14 protein-coding genes and 2 pseudogenes are annotated in these 17,862 nt (G+C 69.7%); 8 read left to right on the top strand and 8 right to left on the bottom strand.

Features of this window, described 5'->3' with window-relative positions:
- The first annotated feature begins 29 nt into the window (after nucleotides 1–29).
- Nucleotides 30–461, top strand: coding sequence for a CBS domain-containing protein (locus ACZ5RK_RS02810; RefSeq protein WP_464909591.1), 432 nt, complete (start codon nucleotides 30–32; stop codon nucleotides 459–461).
- Here the strand turns inward: ACZ5RK_RS02810 and ACZ5RK_RS02805 are convergent.
- Entirely contained in the window at nucleotides 458–805 is a 348-nt protein-coding gene (locus ACZ5RK_RS02805) for a phage holin family protein (RefSeq protein WP_054647674.1), read from the bottom strand. The two genes, ACZ5RK_RS02810 and ACZ5RK_RS02805, sit on opposite strands and share 4 nt — an antisense overlap.
- A 115-nt stretch (nucleotides 806–920) precedes the next feature.
- On the opposite strand from ACZ5RK_RS02805, the pseudogene ACZ5RK_RS02800 reads away from it, so the two are divergent.
- From ACZ5RK_RS02800 to ACZ5RK_RS02790, 3 genes and pseudogenes are all read left to right on the top strand, one after another.
- Nucleotides 921–2,597, top strand: a pseudogene (locus ACZ5RK_RS02800) (RtcB family protein); the annotation flags it as partial.
- 39 nt (nucleotides 2,598–2,636) lie between these two features.
- A pseudogene (gene rtcB / locus ACZ5RK_RS02795) lies at nucleotides 2,637–3,797 on the top strand (RNA ligase RtcB); the annotation flags it as partial.
- Nucleotides 3,798–3,838: 41 nt separating this feature from the next.
- On the top strand, nucleotides 3,839–5,299 hold the full coding sequence (locus ACZ5RK_RS02790; RefSeq protein ID WP_464909590.1) for a phosphodiester glycosidase family protein: 1,461 nt from the start codon (nucleotides 3,839–3,841) through the stop codon (nucleotides 5,297–5,299).
- A 69-nt stretch (nucleotides 5,300–5,368) separates the two neighbouring features.
- Here the strand turns inward: ACZ5RK_RS02790 and pyk are convergent, their stop codons facing one another.
- The 4 genes from pyk to dnaA form a co-directional block, all read right to left on the bottom strand.
- Entirely contained in the window at nucleotides 5,369–6,793 is a 1,425-nt protein-coding gene (gene pyk, locus ACZ5RK_RS02785) for a pyruvate kinase (protein ID WP_464909589.1), read from the bottom strand.
- On the bottom strand, nucleotides 6,780–8,048 hold the full coding sequence (gene eno / locus ACZ5RK_RS02780) for a phosphopyruvate hydratase (RefSeq protein WP_464909588.1): 1,269 nt from the start codon (nucleotides 8,046–8,048) through the stop codon (nucleotides 6,780–6,782). The genes pyk and eno overlap by 14 nt, the downstream gene beginning before the upstream one ends.
- Before the next feature lie 43 nt (nucleotides 8,049–8,091).
- On the bottom strand, nucleotides 8,092–9,210 hold the full coding sequence (gene dnaN / locus ACZ5RK_RS02775) for a DNA polymerase III subunit beta (RefSeq protein ID WP_464909587.1): 1,119 nt from the start codon (nucleotides 9,208–9,210) through the stop codon (nucleotides 8,092–8,094).
- A 298-nt stretch (nucleotides 9,211–9,508) separates the two neighbouring features.
- On the bottom strand, nucleotides 9,509–10,822 hold the full coding sequence (gene dnaA, locus ACZ5RK_RS02770) for a chromosomal replication initiator protein DnaA (RefSeq protein WP_464910046.1): 1,314 nt from the start codon (nucleotides 10,820–10,822) through the stop codon (nucleotides 9,509–9,511).
- A gap of 50 nt (nucleotides 10,823–10,872) precedes the next feature.
- On the opposite strand from dnaA, the gene mnmG reads away from it, so the two are divergent.
- The 4 genes from mnmG to ACZ5RK_RS02750 are packed head-to-tail and all read left to right on the top strand — an operon-like array spanning nucleotide 10,873 to nucleotide 14,961.
- Nucleotides 10,873–12,675, top strand: coding sequence for a tRNA uridine-5-carboxymethylaminomethyl(34) synthesis enzyme MnmG (gene mnmG, locus ACZ5RK_RS02765; protein WP_464910045.1), 1,803 nt, complete (start codon nucleotides 10,873–10,875; stop codon nucleotides 12,673–12,675).
- A gap of 25 nt (nucleotides 12,676–12,700) precedes the next feature.
- On the top strand, nucleotides 12,701–13,429 hold the full coding sequence (gene rsmG / locus ACZ5RK_RS02760; RefSeq protein WP_464909586.1) for a 16S rRNA (guanine(527)-N(7))-methyltransferase RsmG: 729 nt from the start codon (nucleotides 12,701–12,703) through the stop codon (nucleotides 13,427–13,429).
- Nucleotides 13,430–13,436: 7 nt separating this feature from the next.
- Nucleotides 13,437–14,171: a ParA family protein gene (locus tag ACZ5RK_RS02755; protein ID WP_464909585.1), complete on the top strand. Its 735-nt coding sequence runs from the start codon at nucleotides 13,437–13,439 to the stop codon at nucleotides 14,169–14,171.
- Nucleotides 14,155–14,961 (top strand): ParB/RepB/Spo0J family partition protein, encoded by an 807-nt coding sequence (locus ACZ5RK_RS02750; RefSeq protein WP_464909584.1) that lies wholly within the window; start codon nucleotides 14,155–14,157, stop codon nucleotides 14,959–14,961. Before ACZ5RK_RS02755 ends, ACZ5RK_RS02750 begins: the two co-directional genes overlap by 17 nt.
- Here the strand turns inward: ACZ5RK_RS02750 and ACZ5RK_RS02745 are convergent.
- The 3 genes from ACZ5RK_RS02745 to ACZ5RK_RS02735 are packed head-to-tail and all read right to left on the bottom strand — an operon-like array spanning nucleotide 14,949 to nucleotide 17,862.
- Nucleotides 14,949–16,979, bottom strand: coding sequence for a ComEC/Rec2 family competence protein (locus ACZ5RK_RS02745; RefSeq protein WP_464909583.1), 2,031 nt, complete (start codon nucleotides 16,977–16,979; stop codon nucleotides 14,949–14,951). The genes ACZ5RK_RS02750 and ACZ5RK_RS02745 overlap by 13 nt on opposite strands.
- Entirely contained in the window at nucleotides 16,976–17,284 is a 309-nt protein-coding gene (locus ACZ5RK_RS02740; RefSeq protein ID WP_464909582.1) for a ComEA family DNA-binding protein, read from the bottom strand. Before ACZ5RK_RS02740 ends, ACZ5RK_RS02745 begins: the two co-directional genes overlap by 4 nt.
- Nucleotides 17,257–17,862, bottom strand: coding sequence for a YcxB family protein (locus tag ACZ5RK_RS02735; protein ID WP_464909581.1), 606 nt, complete (start codon nucleotides 17,860–17,862; stop codon nucleotides 17,257–17,259). Before ACZ5RK_RS02735 ends, ACZ5RK_RS02740 begins: the two co-directional genes overlap by 28 nt.

Below are 17,862 nucleotides of genomic sequence, written 5' to 3'. Positions count from 1 at the left end.
TAATGGTCCCCTAAAGGAAAGGGGGGCTCATGACGGTCCGCCAGGTTCTGCTCCGCAAGGGGAGCGCGGTCCATGCCATCCACCCCAAGGCCACGGTGCTGGAAGCCCTGGAGGCCCTGGCCCGGCACGATATCGGCGCCCTTTTGGTCATGGAAGGGGAGTGGCTTCTCGGCGTCTTCTCCGAGCGGGACTACGCCCGCAAGCTGGTGCTCCTGGGCCGCTTCTCCAAGGACACCCGGGTGGAGGAGGTCATGACCCGGGAGGTGGTCACCGTGGCCCCGGAGACGGAGCTCTCGGAGGCCATGCGCCTCATGACCGAGCACCGGGTGCGGCACCTGCCCGTGGTGGAGGGGGGCAGGGTGGTGGGGGTGGTCTCCATCGGGGATGCGGTGAAGGCCATCATCGGGGAGCAGGAGGTACTGATAGAGGAGCTTTCCCGCTACGTGATGGAAAACCGCTAGTCCCGGAAGAGCCAGTTGAGGAAGAGGCTCACCAGGGAGAGGAGGAAGGCCCCGAGGAGGGCCTCGAGGAACCCCCGGACCTCCAAAGCCGTCACCTGGGCCACCAGGTAAAGGAGGGCGCCGTTCACCACCCAGGTGAAAAGCCCCAGGGTGAGGAGGTTGAGGGGGAGGGTGAGGAAGAGGAAGAGGGGGCGGAGAAAGGCGTTGGCCAGGCCCCAGATGGCCCCGGCCACCAGGTAGTCCACAAGCCCCGCCCCGGGTGCGAAGGCCACCCCAGGGTAGAGGAGGCTCACCAGCCAGAGGGCCAGGGTGTTGAGGAGGAACCGCACCAAAAGGCCGCGCATAGCCTAAGCCTACAGGGGAAGGGCCTTGCATATCCTTGACGCATACCGCATACCCGGGTAGCTTGAAGGTAAGCCCGGGCCCCCAAAGCCCGGCGGTTTTGTTTTGGAGGGCGCCATGCGCTTTGAGAGGATTGCTCCCTTCACCTACCGCATCCCCCGGCAGGGAAAGATGCGGGTGGACGCGGTGTTCTTTGCCTCGGAGGAGATTTTGCAGGACCTCGAGGCGGAAAACTACGCCTCCTTGCAGCAGCTCATGAACGTGGCCACCCTGCCCGGCATCGTGGAGCCCGCCCTGGCCATGCCCGACATCCACTGGGGCTACGGCTTCCCCATCGGGGGGGTGGCGGCCTTTGACCCGGAGGAGGGCGGGGTGGTGAGCCCGGGGGGCGTGGGGTTTGACATCAACTGCCTGCCCCCCGGAACCCGGGTCCTCTTCCGCGACAGGTACACCCGACCTATAGAGGAACTGGCGGAAGAAAAGGCGCCTTGCCTAGTGGCGTGGCGGCTGGAGGAGCGGCCGGAAACTGCCGAGGCGGCGCTCCTCCTTTCGCGGGAGGCCGACGAGCTCCTTCGGCTCCGCACCGAAGGGGGATTTATTCTGGAGGCTACTCCTGACCACCCCCTTTATACCCCTGAGGGGATGCGGCCCGCAGGCACCTTGCGGCCAGGGGACCGGGTGGCGGTCCACCCTTTCCGGGGATTCCCCTACGAGCCCCCCCCACCCCTGCCCCTCCTAGAGGAAGAGGAAGCGGAGGCTTGGGCCCAGGCCCTCGGTTTTCCCAAGGCCCTCCAGGAACTCCGGGCACGGGGCCTCCTTCCCCTCCGGGCAGACCACCCCCATTTGCCGGCCCTCCTTCGCCTTTTGGGCTACGCTCTGGGGGACGGCACCCTCTACCGCTCTGGGGGGAGGGCCTACCTCGTCCTTTACGGGGAGAGAGAGGGCTTGCTGGAAGCCAAGGCCGACTTGGCGCGTCTCGGTTTTCGGGTAGGAGGACCCTACCTGCGCAAGCGCAACCACACCTTCCGGGGGCGGACCTTCACCGCAGAGGAGGCGAGCCTTAAGGTGGCCTCCCGCGCCCTCTTCCTCCTCCTCCGCACCCTAGGCCTTCCCGAGGGGGCCAAGGCCAAGCAGGGCTTTAGCCTGCCTCCTTGGCTTTTTGGGCTCCCCCCCTGGCTTAAGGCCAACTTCCTCGCGGGCCTTTTTGGGGCGGAGCTTTCCGCGCCCAAGGCCGTGAGCGGCCACGGCTTCAACCTTATAGCCCCCGTCCTCTCCCAGTCCAAGCGCCTAAGCCAAAGGGAAGGCGGAAGGGCCTTCATGGAGGACCTAGCCCGCCTGGTGGTTTCCCTGGGCCTCGAGGTCCAGGACCTTCGCGAGGAAGCCGACTGGGAGGAACCCGAGGACCCTTCTCACCGCTTCAAGCTCATCCTCCGCTCCACCCCGGAGAACCTCGCCCGGCTCTACGAGGAGGTGGGCTACGCCTACGCTCCTAAGAAGGCGCGCCTCGCCCTTCTCGCCGCCCTTTACCTCCGCCTGAAGCAGGCCCACCTGGCTCGGAGGGAGGCTATGGCCGCGGAGGTCTTGGCCCTGCGGGAGGCCGGCGAGAAGGTGGCGGCCATCGCCCACCGGCTTAGGGTCTCCCGTCGCTTCGCGGAGCGGACACTTTACGAGAAGCGGGGCGCTTTCCGGCCCCAGGGCTTCCCCACCTTCCCCGAATTCGTGGCGGCGCAGGGGGCGATGCTCTTCGATCGGGTGAACGCGGTGGAGCGGGTACCTTATAGGGGGAGGGTGTACGACCTTTCCATGGCCCACCCCGACCACAACTTCGTGGCGGAGGGGTTCGTGGTCTCCAACTGCGGGGTCCGCCTCCTCGTCTCCCACCTCGCCCTGGAGGACCTCCTCCCCCGCCAGCGGGAACTCGCCGACGCCCTCTACCGCCTGGTGCCCTCGGGGGTGGGAAGCCAAAGGCGGGACGTGCGCTTTAGCAAGAAGGAGCTCAAGGAGATCCTGAAGGAGGGGGCGGGCTGGCTGGTGAAGCGGGGCTTTGGCTACCCCGAGGACGTGGGCTTCATCGAGTCCGAGGGCCGCCTCCCCTGGGCCAACCCCGACAAGGTCTCGGAGCGGGCCTTCGAACGGGGGGCCCCCCAGATCGGCACTCTGGGGAGCGGGAACCACTTCCTGGAGGTGCAGTACGTGGACGAGATCTACCATGAGGAGGCGGCCCTAGCCTTCGGCCTCTTCAAAGGCCAGATCACCGTCCTCATCCACACGGGAAGCCGGGGCCTGGGCCACCAGGTCTGCCAGGACTATGTGGAGCGTTTCCTTAAAGTAGCCCCCCGCTACGGCATTGAACTCGTGGACAAGCAGCTCGCCGCCGCCCCCATAAGGAGCCCCGAGGGCCAGGACTACCTCCAGGCCATGGCCGCCGCCGCCAACTTCGCCTTCGCCAACCGCCAGCTCATCGCCCACTTCGTGCGGGAGGCCTTTGAGGAGGTGGGCTTCACCCCCAGGGACCACGGCCTCAGGGTCCTCTACGACCTCGCCCACAACAACGCCAAGTTTGAGGAGCACGGGGGAAGGCGGGTCCTGGTCCACCGCAAGGGGGCCACCCGGGCCTTCGGCCCCGGAAATCCGGAGATCCCGGAGGAGTACCGCAAGGTGGGCCAGCCCGTCCTGGTGCCGGGGGACATGGGCCGCTACTCCTACGTCCTGACGGGGACGGAAAGGGCCATGGCGGTCTCCTTCGGAAGCAGCTGCCACGGGGCCGGGCGCAAGATGAGCCGCCACCAGGCCAAACGGGTAGCCCGGGAGCGGAACCTGGTGAAGGAGCTTGCGGAAAAGGGCATCCTGGTCCGGGCCGCCACCCGGGCCACGGTGGACGAGGAGATGCCCGAGGCCTACAAGGACGTCTCCTTGGTGGTGGAGGCGGTGGAGGGGGCGGGGATCGGGAAAAAGGTGGCCCGCCTCAGGCCCCTCATCGTGGTGAAGGGGTAGGGCTCCATCCGCTTCTCAGAAAGGTTTGGTTTCATGGGAGGATGAGGCGGCTCGCCCTCTTCCTGTTCCTCGGCCTCGCCCTAGGCCAGACCCTCCTCCCCGTGGAGCAGGTGGGCCTCGCCTTCCGGGAGGAAGGGGGGGCCTGGGTGTACGAGGGGGGCGGAAAGCGCTTCGTCTACCTGCCCGGGGTGGGCTGGGCCGAGCCCCTGGGGGCCCACCTGCCTCCCCCGGAAGGGGACCGGTTCCCCTTGGAGGCGCTCAAGGCCCTGGGCTACTTCCGGGTGCCCGAGGCGGGGGTGCGCTTCGGGAAAAGGCCCTCGGGGCTAAGGGTGGTCCTGGACCTCCCCGCCCCCTACCTCGCTGAGCCCCGGGAGGAGCGGGGGAAGGAGGGGGCCACCCTCTACCTGCCCTACCTCGCCCCGGGCCTCCTCCAGGCCCCCTGGCCCGAGGGCCTAAAGGCCGGGGTCCGCCTCCTCCCCGGGGCCACCGAGCTCACCCTGGGGGTGGAAGGGGGCACCCTCTACCACCGCCTCTTCCCCCTCGAGGACCCCCCCCGCCTGGTCCTGGACCTCTACCTCCTCGCCCCCGAGGTGGAGGAACCCCTGGCCCCCGGGGTGCGCTACCGTGAGGTCTACGGCTTCACCCCCGAGCCCCTGAGGCTCTACCTGGTGGAGGCGGAAAGGGGGAGGCTCCTCCCCGTGGGCGCGCCCGGGAAGAGGGCCCTGCCTAGGGACCTGGCTCCCGGGGCCCTCGCCGCCCTCAACGGGGGCTACTTTGACCCCAAGACGGGCACCCCCATCGGCCTTTGGGTGCAAGACGGGGTGACCCTCTCCTACCCCTACGGCCGGGTGGCCCTCCTCTGGGACGGGTTCTCCTTCTTCCTGGGCCTCCCCCGGTTCGTGGCCGAGGCGGTGGGGCCTAAGGGGGAAAGGGTCCGGGTGGGGGTGAACGCCTCCCGCGCCCGCCACACCGCCCATACCGTCCCGGGGCCTGTGGGGAGGGAAGGGGAGGAGGTGGCCCTGGTGCGGCAGGACCGGGTGGTGGCCCTCCTCCCCGCCCCGGCGGAACTCCCCGAAGGGCACTGGGCCCTCACCTTCCCTAAGGGGGCCCCCCCCTTCCCCTTGGGCCTGGGGGAGCGTCTTTCCCTCTACGGCCGCCTGGACCCGCCCTTCCGCTACGCCCTGGAGGGGGGCCCCCTTCTCGTCCAGGAGGGAATCTACGCCTTTGACCCCGATAAAGAGTACTTCCGGGACCCCAGGCCCCTTCAAGCCATAGCCCCCCAGGCGGCGGTGGCCTGGACCAAGGAGGGGAGGCTCTGGCTCCTCGTCTCCGAGCCCACCACGCCCGGCGCCCTGGCCCGGGCCCTCCTCTCCCTAGGGGCCTGGAACGCCCTCCGCATGGACGGGGGCGGCTCGGCCCAGCTCTGGGTGAAGGGTGCCCTAAAAAGCCCCTACCAGGGCACCCCTAGGCCCGTGGTCAGCGCCCTGGCCCTCTTCCCCTAAGCGCTTCTGCAACGGGGAGGCCCTTACCCAAGGCCGAGAGCCTCCTCTTGGGGCCGGCATGGGGCGGTATCAGGCCACCCGCTCCACCCGGAGGAGGTTGGTGGTCCCCCGGACCCCGAAGGGCACCCCGGCGGCGATGACCACCCTCTCCCCCACCTGGGCCAGGCCCAGGGCCTTCACCTCCCTGAGGGCGATGCGCACCATGTCGTCGGTGTCCTGGGGGTCGGGGGCCAGGTGGGGCACCACCCCCCAGACCAGGGCCAGCTGCCGCTCCACCTCGGGGCTTGGGGTGAGGGCCAGGATGGGCACCTGGGGCCGGGTGCGGGCGATCCTGCGGGCCGAGCCCCCGGTGGCGGTGAAGACCACGATGGCCCGGGCCCCCACGGCCTCCACGATGTCGTCGGCCGCCTGGGCGATGGCGTCCTGGGTGGTGGGGGTGGGGGAGGGCCTGAGGACGTTGAGCTTCTGCAAAAACTCGGGGGAAGCCTCCACCGCCTTGGCGATCCTGGCCATCATGGCCACCGCCTCCACGGGGTAGGCCCCGGCGGCGGTCTCCGCCGAGAGCATCACCGCGTCCGTACCGTCAAAGATGGCGTTGGCCACGTCCGAGGCCTCGGCCCGGGTGGGGCTCGGGTTCTGCACCATGGACTCCAGCATCTGGGTGGCGGTGATCACGGGTTTGCCTGCGGCGATGGCCCGGAGGATGAGGCGCTTTTGCACGATGGGCACCTCCTCCAGGGGCATCTCCACCCCCAGGTCCCCCCGGGCCACCATGATGCCATCGGCCTCCTCCAGGATCTCCTCGAAGCGGGCCACGGCCGAGGGCTTTTCTATCTTGGCCATGAGCCTGGCCCGGGAGCCGTAGCGGGAAAGGTAGTGGCGGGCGAGGAGGAGGTCGTCCCGGGTGCGCACGAAGGAAACCGCCACCCAGTCCACCCCGATCTCCGCCCCCAGGGCCAGGTCCTGGATGTCCTTTTCCGAGAGGGCGGGGATGGAGAGGTCGGCCCCGGGCACGTTGATGCCCTTGTGGTCGGAGAGGACGCCCCCCACCTCCACCAGGGTGTGGATCTCGTCCCCCACCACCCTCTCCACCCGGAGGCGGACCCGACCGTCGTCCAAAAGGAGCACCTGCCCGGGGCGCACGTCCTCGGGGAGCCCCTTGTAGGTGAGGGAAACCCGGGTCTCATCCCCCTCCACGGGGAGACGGGTGAGGACGAAGGGCTGGCCCGGCTTGAGCTCCGCCCGGCCCTTCTGGAAGCGGCCGATGCGGATCTTGGGGCCCTGCAGGTCCTGGAGCAGGGCCAGGGTCTTGCCGAGCTCTTGGGACACCTCCCGCACCCAGGCCGCCCGCCGCTTGTGGTCCTCGGGGAGGCCGTGACTGAAGTTCAAGCGGAAAACGTCCGCCCCCGCCTCGGCCAGGGCCCGGATGGTCTCCTTGGTGTCCGTGGCCGGGCCCAGGGTGGCCACGATCTTGGTGCGCTTAAAAGGCCCCATAGCCCAGGAAGCGGGCCGCCCGGCCCAGCTCCTCCTCAATGCGCAAGAGCTGGTTGTACTTGGCCAGACGGTCGGAGCGGGAGAGGGAACCGGTCTTGATCTGCCCGGCGTTCACCGCCACCGCCAGGTCGGCGATGAAGCTGTCCTCGGTCTCCCCCGAGCGGTGGCTGATCACCGCCCGGTAGCCCGCCCGCTGGGCCAGGCGGATGGCCTCGAGGGTCTCGGAAAGAGTGCCGATCTGGTTCACCTTGACCAGGACGGCGTTGGCCACGCCGCGCTCAATCCCCATCCGGAGCCTTTCGGGGTTGGTGACGAAGAGGTCGTCCCCCACCAGCTGCACCTTGTCCCCAAGCTCCTGGGTGAGAAGCTTCCACCCTTCCCAGTCGTCCTCAGCCATCCCGTCCTCCAGGGAGCGGATGGGGTACTTCTCCACCCACCGCGCCCAGAAGGCCACCATCTCCTCCGGGGCCAAGACCCTCCCCTCCCCCTCCAGGTGGTACCTCCCGTCCCGGTAAAGCTCGCTCGCCGCAGGGTCCAGGGCCAGGGAGACCTCTTCCCCGGGGGTGTAACCCGCCCGCTCAATGGCCAGGAGGAGGAGCTCCACCGCCTCCTCGTTGCGTTTGAGGTCCGGGGCGAAGCCTCCCTCGTCCCCCACGTTGGTGCTGTAACCCCTTTCCTTCAGCACCCCCTTGAGGGTGTGGAAGACCTCGGCCCCCACCCGCAAGGCCTCGGAGAAGCTTTCCATCCCGGCGGGCACCAGCATAAACTCCTGGAAGTCCACCCGGTTGTCGGCGTGCTTGCCGCCGTTGATGACGTTCATCAGGGGAACGGGCAGGACCACTCCTTGAACCCCACCCAGGTAGCGGTAAAGGGGAAGCCCCAGGGCCTCCGCCGCCGCCCGGGCCGTGGCCAGGGAGACGGCCAGAAGGGCGTTGGCCCCCAGGTTCGCCTTGTTGGGGGTGCCGTCAAGCTCCAGAAGGGCCCGGTCCACCCCCTCCTGGTCCAGGGCGTCCCGGCCGATGAGCTCGGGGGCGATGCGCTCGTTGACGTTCTCCACCGCCCGACGCACCCCCTTGCCCAGGTAGCGCCTTCCCCCGTCCCTTAGCTCCAGGGCCTCATGGGTCCCGGTGGAGGCCCCGGAGGGCACCAGGGCCCGGCCCCGCGCCCCCCCTTCCAGCTCCACCTCGGCCTCCACCGTGGGGAAACCCCGGGAATCCAGCACTTCCCGCGCCTTCACGCTGACGATCGTGGTCATGGATACCTCCTATGGAAGCGCTTCACGCCCCTCTTTTCCCAGCCTACACCCTGAGGGGCACCACCACCGCCCGGTACCCCTCCTCCCCGGAAGGGCGCACCAGGGTGGGGCTGGTGGGGCCGCTCATCTCCAAGAAAGCCTCCCCTTCCAAGGGAGCCAGGGCCTCCAGGAGGTAGCGGGCGTTGTAGGCCAGGCCCATGGGGGTGCCCTCCATGGCCACCGCCACCTCCTCCTGGCCCTTGCCGTAATCCCCTTCGGCGGAGAGGAGCACCCGGCCCTCCTGGAAGAGGAGGTCCACCCGGTGGTTCTGCCGATCCGAGAGCACGCTCACTCGCCGCAGGGCCTCCCGGAAGGGGTCCACCTCGAGGCGCACCCTCAAGGGAAAGTCCTTGGGAATCACCTTTTCGTAGTCGGGGAACTCCCCTTCCATGAGGCGCACGCTCAGGCGCACCCCCGTCCCCTCCCCCCGCACCGCCAGGCCCAAGGTCCCGGGGCCCAGGGCCAAGGCCACCTCCCCCTCCCCCAGGGCCTTCAGGACCCGGACCACCTCATCGGCGCTCCGGGCGGGGACCACCGCCTTCTTGGCGAAGGGCTGGGGCTTGGAAAGCTCGGAAAGGGCCAAGCGGTAGCCGTCGGAGGCCACCGCCCTCAAGCCTCCCTGGGAGAACTCCAGCTGCACCCCTCGGAAGATGGCCCGGTACTCCTCGTTGCTGGCGGCGTAGCGCACCTGGGTGAGGAGGCGGAGAAGGTCGCCCGAGGAGAGGAGGGCCTGCAGGGGGAAGGCCTCGCTTGGGCCCTCGGGTTCGGGGAAAAGGAGCTCGGGGTAGCCCTCCACCGGGGCCAGGGCCAGCCGGGTGGTAAAGCGGCCCGAGGAAAGGACGAGCTCCCCCTCTAGGGAAAGGACCGCCTCCTCCCCGGGGAGGCTCCGCACCAGCTGGAAGAAGGGCTGGGAGGGGACCAGGTAGGCGCCCTCCCCTTGGACCTGGGCGGGAAGGCGGATCTCCAGGTCCACCTCGCCGTTGGAGCCGAAGAGGACCAGGGTTTCCGGGCCCGCGGCCAGGCCCGCATAGGTGAGCAAGGGGTTGGAGCTCCTGGAGGGAATCACCCGCTCCAGGAGAGCGATCTGCTCGGCCAGAAGGTTTTTTGGAAGGGCTACCTTCATTTTGCGGTCCTCCTTTTACTGCTACTACTAAGTCTTTTAAAAACTTTAAAAGATCCGTAGTCGTAGTAGTAGGAGCTGTGGATATGTGGATAAGGAGGGGAAAACGCCCTCCAGGAGGGAAAAGGGCTTGTGGACAACCCTTGTGGAAAACCCGCCCCGGCCTGTGGATAAGGTGTGGATAACCGAGGAGTTATCCACAGGGTCCTGCCCCAGGGGAGTTTTCCACAGGTTGTCCACAGGGTTATCCACAGGACGAGGCCACTTATCCACAGGGTTATCCACAGGTTATCCACAGGGGTCACGCCAGCACCTCCCGAAGGGACCTCAGGAGCCCCTGGACCTCCCGGTCGCTCTCGGCGAGCTCCTGGATCTTCTGGATGGCGTAGAGGACCGTGGTGTGGTCGCGGCCGCCGAAGAGCTGGCCGATCTCGGGCAGGGAGGCGCGGGTGAGCTCCCGCACCAGGTACATGGCGATCTGGCGGGGAAGCACCACCTCCTTCCTCCTGCCACCCCCCAGGAGGTCCTCGGGGCGGAGGGCGAAGTGCTCGGCCACCTTGCGCACGATCTCCTGGGGGTCCACCTCTACCTCCCGGGGGGCGAAGATGTCGGAGAGGGCCTTGGCGGCCACGCTGCGGGTGAGTTCCACCCCGTTTAGGGAGGCGTAAGCGATGGCCCGCATGAGGGCGCCCTCCAGCTCGCGGATGTTGGAGGTGACCTGCCGGGCGATGTACTCCAGCACCTCCTCCCCGATGCGCAGGCCCCGCTGCTCGGCGTTCATCTTGAGGATGGCGATGCGGGTTTCCAGGTCGGGGGGCTGGATGTCGGTGATGAGCCCCCACTCAAAGCGGCTCCGGAGGCGGGCCTCGAGGGTCAGAATGTCCTTGGGCGGCCGGTCGGAGGAGAGGATGATCTGCTTGTGGGCCTCGTAAAGGGCGTTGAAGGTGTGGAAGAACTCCTCCTGGGTGCGCTCCTTGCCGGCGATGAACTGGATGTCGTCCACCAGGAGGAGGTCCACGGAGCGGTAGCGCTCGCGGAACTCCGCCATGCGGTCTTCCCGGATGGCGTTGATGAGCTCGTTGGTGAAGGTCTCCGTGGAAACGTACTCAATCTTCAAGTGGGGGAAGCGCTTGGCCACGGAGTGGCCCACGGCGTGCATCAGGTGGGTCTTCCCCAGGCCCACCCCCCCGTAGATGAAAAGGGGGTTGTAGGCCCGGCCCGGGGACTCGGCCACGGCCACCGCCGCGGCGTGGGCCATGGAGTTGTTGGGGCCCACCACGAAGTTCTCAAAGGTGTACTTGGGGTTGAGCTTGGGCTTTTCGCTTTCGGGCTTGGGGGAGGCGTGGAAGATGTCCTCCTGGACCACGGCCCCCGGCACCACCTTGAGCTCAAAGCGGGGGGCCTGGGCCCCCAGGAGGCCCAGGGCCTCCTGGATGAGTTCGGCGTAGTGCCGCCGGACCCAGTCCAGGGCGAAGGAGGTGGGCACGGCGAGCTCCAGCACCCCGTCCCGGACCCCCAGGGGACGGATCCTTTCAAACCAGGTGTGGAACTCCACCTCGGTGATGTTGCGCCGGATGTGCTCCAGGACGTGTTGCCAAACCGCCTCGTGGGTCAAGGCCACCCCCGTTGTCCGGAGGAACATTCTACGCCAGGGGCTTGGGTAAAGTGGAGGGCGGGATGGGGTACGACGTGGTGGTGGTGGGTGGGGGCCATGCGGGCCTCGAGGCCGCCTGGGCGGCCGCGGCCCTGGGGGTCCGGGTGGCCCTGGTCACCGTGAACCCGGAGAGGATCGGCATGATGCCCTGCAACCCGGCGGTGGGGGGGCCGGGGAAGAGCCAGCTGGTGGCCGAGCTGGTGGCCCTGGGAGGGCTCATGGGCCGGGCGGCGGACGCCACCGCCATCCACACCCGGGTCCTGAACCGCTCCAAGGGGCCGGCGGTGCAAAGCCTTAGGGTCCAGGTGGACCGGGACCTCTACGCCCTAAAGGCCCAGGAGATCCTGTCGGAAAGGCCCATAGCGGTGCTCCGGGGGGAGGTGGCGGCCCTCTGGGTGGAGGGGGGGAGGCTTCTCGGCGTGCGCACCGTGGACGGGCGGGCCCTCCCGGCCAAGGCGGTGGTGGTGGCGGGGGGAACCTTCCTCTCCGGGGTGGTCTGGTACGGGCGAAAGTCCCGGCCCGCCGGGCGCCAGGGGGAGCCCCCGGCCCGCTTCCTCTCCCAGAGCCTAAAGGCGGTGGGCCACACCCTAAGGCGCTTCAAGACGGGGACCCCGCCCCGCATCCGGGCGGACAGCGTGGAGTTCTCGGAGCTGGAGGTGGTTCCCCCCGAGGTGCCCCCGGGGAGTTTCACGGGAAACCCGGGCCCCCACGCCGCCTGGCTTCCCACCTGGCAGACCCGCACCACGGAGAGGACCCACCGCCTGATCCGGGAAAACCTGCACCTCTCCCCCCTTTACGCCGGGGACATAGAGGGCATCGGGCCCCGGTACTGCCCCTCCATTGAGGACAAGGTGGTGCGCTTCGCCGACAAGGAGAGCCACCTTCTCTTCGTGGAGCCCGATGGGCTGGAGACCAGCGAGGTCTACCTCCAGGGGTTTTCCTCAAGCCTTCCCCCGGAGCTTCAGGAGGAGATGGTGCGAAGCCTCCCCGGGTTTTGTCGGGCGGTGATCCAACGCTACGCCTACGCCGTGGAGTACGACAGCCTGGACCCCACGGAGCTCACCCGGGGCCTCCAGTCCCGCCTCCTTCCCGGCCTCTTCAGCGCCGGACAGGTGAACGGCACCTCGGGCTACGAGGAGGCGGCGGCCCAGGGGCTCTTGGCGGGGCTGAACGCCGCCCGGTTCGCCCTGGGGCTTCCCGAGGTGCACCTTCCCCGGGAGAGCGGCTACCTCGGGGTCCTGGTGGACGACCTGGTGGGAAGGGGCACGGACGAGCCCTACCGGATGATGACCTCCCGGGTGGAGCTCAGGCTCCTCTGCCGGGCGGACAACGCCGACGAGCGCCTTACTCCCCTGGCCGTGGCCTGGGGCCTGAGGCCCAGGGAGGACCTGGAGGGGGTGCGGGCCAAGTACCGGAGGGTGGAGGAGGAGCTTAAGCGCCTCGAGGCCCTGCGGATGGAGGGGGTTTCTGGCCTCCAGTGGCTCAGGCGGCCGGGGAACACCTACCGGGCCCTGGCGGAGCGGTTTCCGCCCCCTTCCCCCTTGTCCCAGGAGGAGGCGGAGCAGGTGGAGATCCGGGCCAAGTATGCGGGCTACATAGAACGGCAGGAGCGCCTGCGGGAGAGGATGCGCCACCTCGAGGCCCACCGCATCCCCGAGGGCCTGGACTACCCCAGGGTGCCCGGCCTTTCCCGGGAGGCGGTGGAGAAGCTCTCCCGGCAAAGACCCCGCACCCTGGCCGAGGCCGCCCGGATCCCCGGCCTCCGCGACTCCGACCTCACCGCCCTCTTGGTCCACCTGAGGAGGTGGGGGTAGTGTTTCACGGGAAACAGGGGGGAGGATGGGCCTGACGGGGGAAGGGGAGAGGCTTCTTCTGGAAGGAGGGCGGGCCCTGGGCCTGGACCTTGCCCCCCACCTTCTTGCCTTTTCCCGGCTCTACCAGCTCCTCATGGCCGCCAACCAGAGGGTCAACCTCACCGCCCTCCGCACCGAGGGGGAGGTGGTGGTCAAGCACTTCCTGGACTCCCTCACCCTCCTCCGGCTTCCCCTTTGGGAGGGACCCTTGCGGGTTCTGGACCTGGGCACGGGGGCGGGGTTTCCCGGCCTTCCCCTGAAGATCGTGCGGCCCGAGCTGGAGGTGGTCCTCCTGGATGCGGTGCGCAAGAAGGTGGCCTTCCTGGAGGAGGCGGTGCGGGCCTTGGGGCTGAAGGGGGCCTACCCCCTTTGGGGCCGGGCCGAGGCCCTGGCCCACCTGCCGGAGCACCGGGAGGGCTACCACCGGGTGGTGGTCCGGGCGGTGGCCCCCCTGTGCGTGCTGGCCGAGTTGGGCCTTCCCTTTGTGCGGGTGGGGGGGTACCTGGTGGCCCAGAAGGGCCCCCGGGTGGAGGAGGAGCTGGCCCCCTTACCCCGGGCCCTTCCCGCCCTGGGAGGGGCCTTGGAGGGCGTTCACCGGCTCCGCCTCCCCTTTCTGGAGGAGGAGAGGGCCTTGGTGGTCCTGGCCAAGGTGGCGCCCACCCCCGGGGCCTACCCCCGCCGCCCCGGGGTTCCCGAGAAAAAACCCTTATGCTAAGGGCGAGGTGCGCCGCATCGCCTTGGTGAACCAGAAGGGAGGGGTGGGAAAGACCACCACCGCCATCAACCTGGCGGCTTACCTGGGCCGGATGGGCAAGAGGGTGCTCCTGGTGGACCTGGACCCGCAGATGAACGCCACCAGCGGCCTGGGCCTGCGCCCGAAGGAGGGCGTGTACCACCTGCTCCAGGGGGAGCCTCTGGAGAGGCTGGTCCAGCCGGTGGACGCCTTCCACCTCCTCCCCTCCACCCCCGACCTGGTGGGGGCCACCTTGGAGCTGGCGGAGGACCCCCTGGCCCTGGCCAAGGCCCTGGAGGACGGGGGGTACGACTTCACCCTTCTGGACGTTCCTCCCAGCCTTTCCCCCCTTACCTTGAACGCCCTGGGGGCGGCCCAGGGGGTCCTGGTGCCCGTGCAGGCGGAGTACTACGCCCTGGAAGGGGTGGTGGGGGTTCTTTCCACCCTGGAGGAGGTGCGGGGCCGCCTGAACCCCGCCCTGCGGCTTTTGGGCCTCCTCATCACCATGTACGACGGACGCACCTTGCTTTCCCAACAGGTGGAGGCGGAGCTCCGGGGCCACTTCGGGGAGAAGGTGTTTTGGACGGTGGTGCCGCGGAGCGTGCGCCTGGCCGAGGCGCCCAGCTTCGGCCGGACCATCGCCCAGCACGCCCCCACCTCCCCGGGGGCCCACGCCTACCGCCGCCTGGCCGAGGAGGTGATGACCCGTGTCCAAGAAGGCTAGCGGCCTGGGGAGGGGCCTCGAGGCCCTCCTCCCCAAGGGAAGCGGAAGCGTGGTGCGCCTGCCCCTCACGGCCATCCGGCCCAACCCCCACCAGCCCAGGAGGCGCTTCGCCCAGGACTCCCTGGAGGAGCTCGCCGCCTCCATCCGGGAAAAGGGCCTCCTCCAGCCCCTTTTGGTGCGGCCCAAGGGGGAGGGGTTTGAGCTGGTGGCGGGGGAGCGACGCTTCCGGGCGGCCCAAATGGCGGGCCTTTCCGAGGTCCCCGCCGTGGTCCGTGACCTCACCGACCAGGAGGCCTTGGAGCTGGCCCTGGTGGAGAACCTCCAGCGGGAGGACCTTTCCCCGGTGGAGGAGGCCCGGGGGTACCAGGCCCTTTTGGCCATGGGCCTGACCCAGGAGGAGGTGGCCAAGAGGGTGGGCAAGGCCCGTTCCACCGTGGCCAACGCCCTGCGGCTCCTTCAGCTTCCCGAGGAGGTCCTGGAGGCCCTGGAACGGGGCGAGATCACCGCCGGGCACGCCCGGGCCCTTCTCATGCTGGAGCCCGAGGACCGGCTTTGGGGCCTTGGGGAGATCCTGGCCAAGGGGCTTTCCGTACGCCAGGCGGAGGCCCTGCGGGAGCGCCTGGGCCGGGAGGGGAGGCCCAAAGAGGACTCCCCCCTTTCCCTGGAGCTCTCCCGGCACCTGGGCCTGCCGGTGCGGGTGGTGGGGGGGAGACGGGGCCGGGTGGTCATCCACTACCGTTCCCCGGAGGAGCTGGAGGCCCTCCTAGAGCGCCTCGGCTACCAGGCGTAGCCGAAGAGGACCCGCACCGCCCCCATGCGGTCGGTGCGGGCGATCTGGACGCCGTGGGTCCGGAGGCGTTCCAGCGCCTCGGGGTGGGGGTGGCCGAAAGGGTTGGGCCCCACCCCGAGGAGGGCCACCCGGGGCCGGGTCTTCTCCAGCAGGGCCTGGGAGGTGGCGGTCCGCGCCCCGTGGTGGCTCGCTTTTAGGACCTCCACCGGGCCTACCGGTAGGCTCCTTTCCACCTCCTCGGGCACGTTGGCCAGGAGGAGGGCCCGGGCCTCTCCGAAGTCCAGGAGGAGGACCAGGCCGTCCCGGTTGTCGTCCCCGCTTAGGGCCTGGGGCCAGAGCACCCGAACCCTCCCCCTGCCCACGGCCAGCTCGGTTCCCGCCCCCGGGAAGCGCAGGGGCACGCCTCGGGCCCTGAGGGCCTGCACCAGGGGGTGGTCCCGGGGGAAGGCGGGGGAGAGGAGGGCGAGGCCTATGGGGACCTCCTCCACCACCCGCAGAAGCCCCCCGTAGTGGTCGCTGTCGGGATGGGTGGCCACCAGGACCTCCAGGGCCTCCACCCCCAGGGCCCGGAGGGCCCGCACCACCGCCTCCCCCTTTTCCGGCCTGCCCCCATCCACCAGGACCTCCGCCCCGCCCATCCGGGCGAGAAGGGCATCCCCGTGCCCCACGTCCAGGAGGAAGAGGTCCAGGGGCTTGGGCCAGGCGGTGAGGAGGCTGGCCAGGGCGGGAAAGGAGGCGAGGAGGATCGCCCTTCGCCAGGGAAGGTGGCGGTGAAGGGCCAGCAGGAGGGGAAGGAGCCCCAGGGTGTACAGGGCAAAGCCCAAAGGGGAGATCTCCCCAAAGCGCAGCAGGGGGCCCCGGGCGGCCCAGGCGGCGAGGCCCAGAAGGCCTTGGGCCAGGGGTTCCACCAGGGGGGCGAGGAGACCCCCCAGGAGGAGCTTGAGGAAGCCCAAGGGGACCAGGAGGGCCACCAGGGGCAGGGCCAGGAGGTTGGTGAGGGGCCCGAGGAGGGGCAGGAAGCCGAAGCGGTGGAGGAGCAGGGGGGCGAGGAAGGCCTGGGCGGCGAGGCTTGCGGCCAACCCTCCCAGGAGGTAGCCCCGTGGCCCCGGGGGAAGCCGGAGGGCCGGGAGGACGAGGGCGAGGCCCAGGACCGCCAGGTAGGAGAGCTGGAACCCCAGGGAGAGCCAGGCCTCGGGGCGCAGGAGGAGCTGGAGGAAGAGGGCAAGCCCCAGGCCCTGGAGCACCCCCGCCCCGCCCAGGCCCAGGAAAAGCCCCAGGAGGGAAAGGCCCGCCATGAGGCTGGCCCGCACCAGGGAGGGGCTCGGCCCGGCCAGGAGGAGGTAGAGGGGCAGGAGGAGGAGGGCCAGGAGGTAGCGCCACCGCCCCAGGGGCAGGAGGGCCACCGCTCCTACCAGAAAGCCCACGTGGAGGCCTGAAACCGCCAGGAGGTGGGCGAGGCCTGCCCTCTGGAAGAGGGCGTAGGCCTCCTCCAGGCCCTGCTTGTCCCCCAGGACCAGCCCCTCCAGGACCTCCCGGGAGGGCGGGGAGAGCCCCTGGCCCAGGCGCTCCCGGAAGGGGCCCCTGGGGTCGGGAAGGGGGGCGAGGGGCACCGCCCGTTCCACGTGAAACACCCCCCGCACCCCCCGGGAGAGGAGCCAGGTCCTCTCGTCAAACCCCCCGGGGTTGCGCTTGGGCTCAGGCGGGGCCAGGTAACCCCGGAGCCGGTACACCCCATCGGGCAGGGGAGGGAACCCCCTTAGGCGCAAGAGGTGCCCCTCCCACTCCGCAAAGCTCTCCCGGACGGCAAAGGTGCCCTCCAGCCGGAGCCCGTAAGGGGGCTCCGGGAGGGGAAAGAGGAGGCCGCGAAGGAGGACCAAGGCCGCCCCCAAGGCCAGGGGAAGGCGGTACCAGGGGAGGAGGGGGAGGGCCAGGAGGAGGGCCCAAGGCTGGAGGAGCCCCAGGGCTCCCAAGAGCCCTCCCAGGCCCAGGCCCACGCCGGGGGCGCGAAGGGCCTTCATGGCCGCACGTAGGGGCGGAGGCGCTCCAGGGTGGCGGGGCCGATGCCCTTCACCCGGAGGAGGTCCTCCACCCGCCCGTAGGGGCGGCCCTCGAGGATGCGCCGGGCCAGGACCGGCCCCACCCCCGGGAGGGCCTCCAGCTCCTCCAGGGTGGCGGTGTTGAGGCTTACGGGCTCAGGGAGAGGAGGGGTGAAGGAGGCCTCGGCGAAGGCCTCCACCCTTACGGGCTTGGGGCTTGGGGCCAGCTTGGGCCAGAGGGCGAGGAAGGCCAGGAGGGCTACGAGGAGGAGGTAGCCAAGGACCACTCCGTCAAGGCCAGGCCCAGTCCCCCGAGGACCACCCCCGCCAGGGCCCAGGGGTCGGCCCCCGGGTTTAGGGCGGCGAAGGCCACGGTGTAGCCCAGGGTGAGGAGGGCGAGGGCCTTTAGGGGCAGGGCCAAAGGGTTCCGCCTCCTCGAGGGTTCCGGGGAAGGGGGCTGAGGAGGGGGTTCCGGCTCGGGGGCCAGCTCCACCGAGGCCCGGCGGGGAGGGGCGGGCGGGGCCTCCTCCTCCCACACCGGGGCCTTTGGGGCGGGTTTGGGGGCGCTGGTGGCCTTGCGGGCCCGGGCCACGTGGGGCTTGAGGCCTTCCAGAAAACCCTTCAGCTCCTCCACGGGGAAGGCCTTCAAGGGGATGGACAAGGAGGCCTCCTCTCCCTGGACCAGGAGGGTCCCCCCTTCCCCCCGGCCCACCCGGCGGATGCGGGCCAGGTCCAGGCGCTGGATCCCGTCATCGTCCACGTAGACCAGATGGGCCTCCGTCACGGCCAGGAACCCCCCCGGCCCTTCCAAACGGGCCAGGGCCTGCTCCCCCGTGCGGGAAAAGGCTTCTTCATACTTGCCCAT

The organism is Thermus kawarayensis JCM 12314, assembly GCF_055393575.1.
This window is presented reverse-complemented; position numbering and strand designations above follow the sequence as displayed.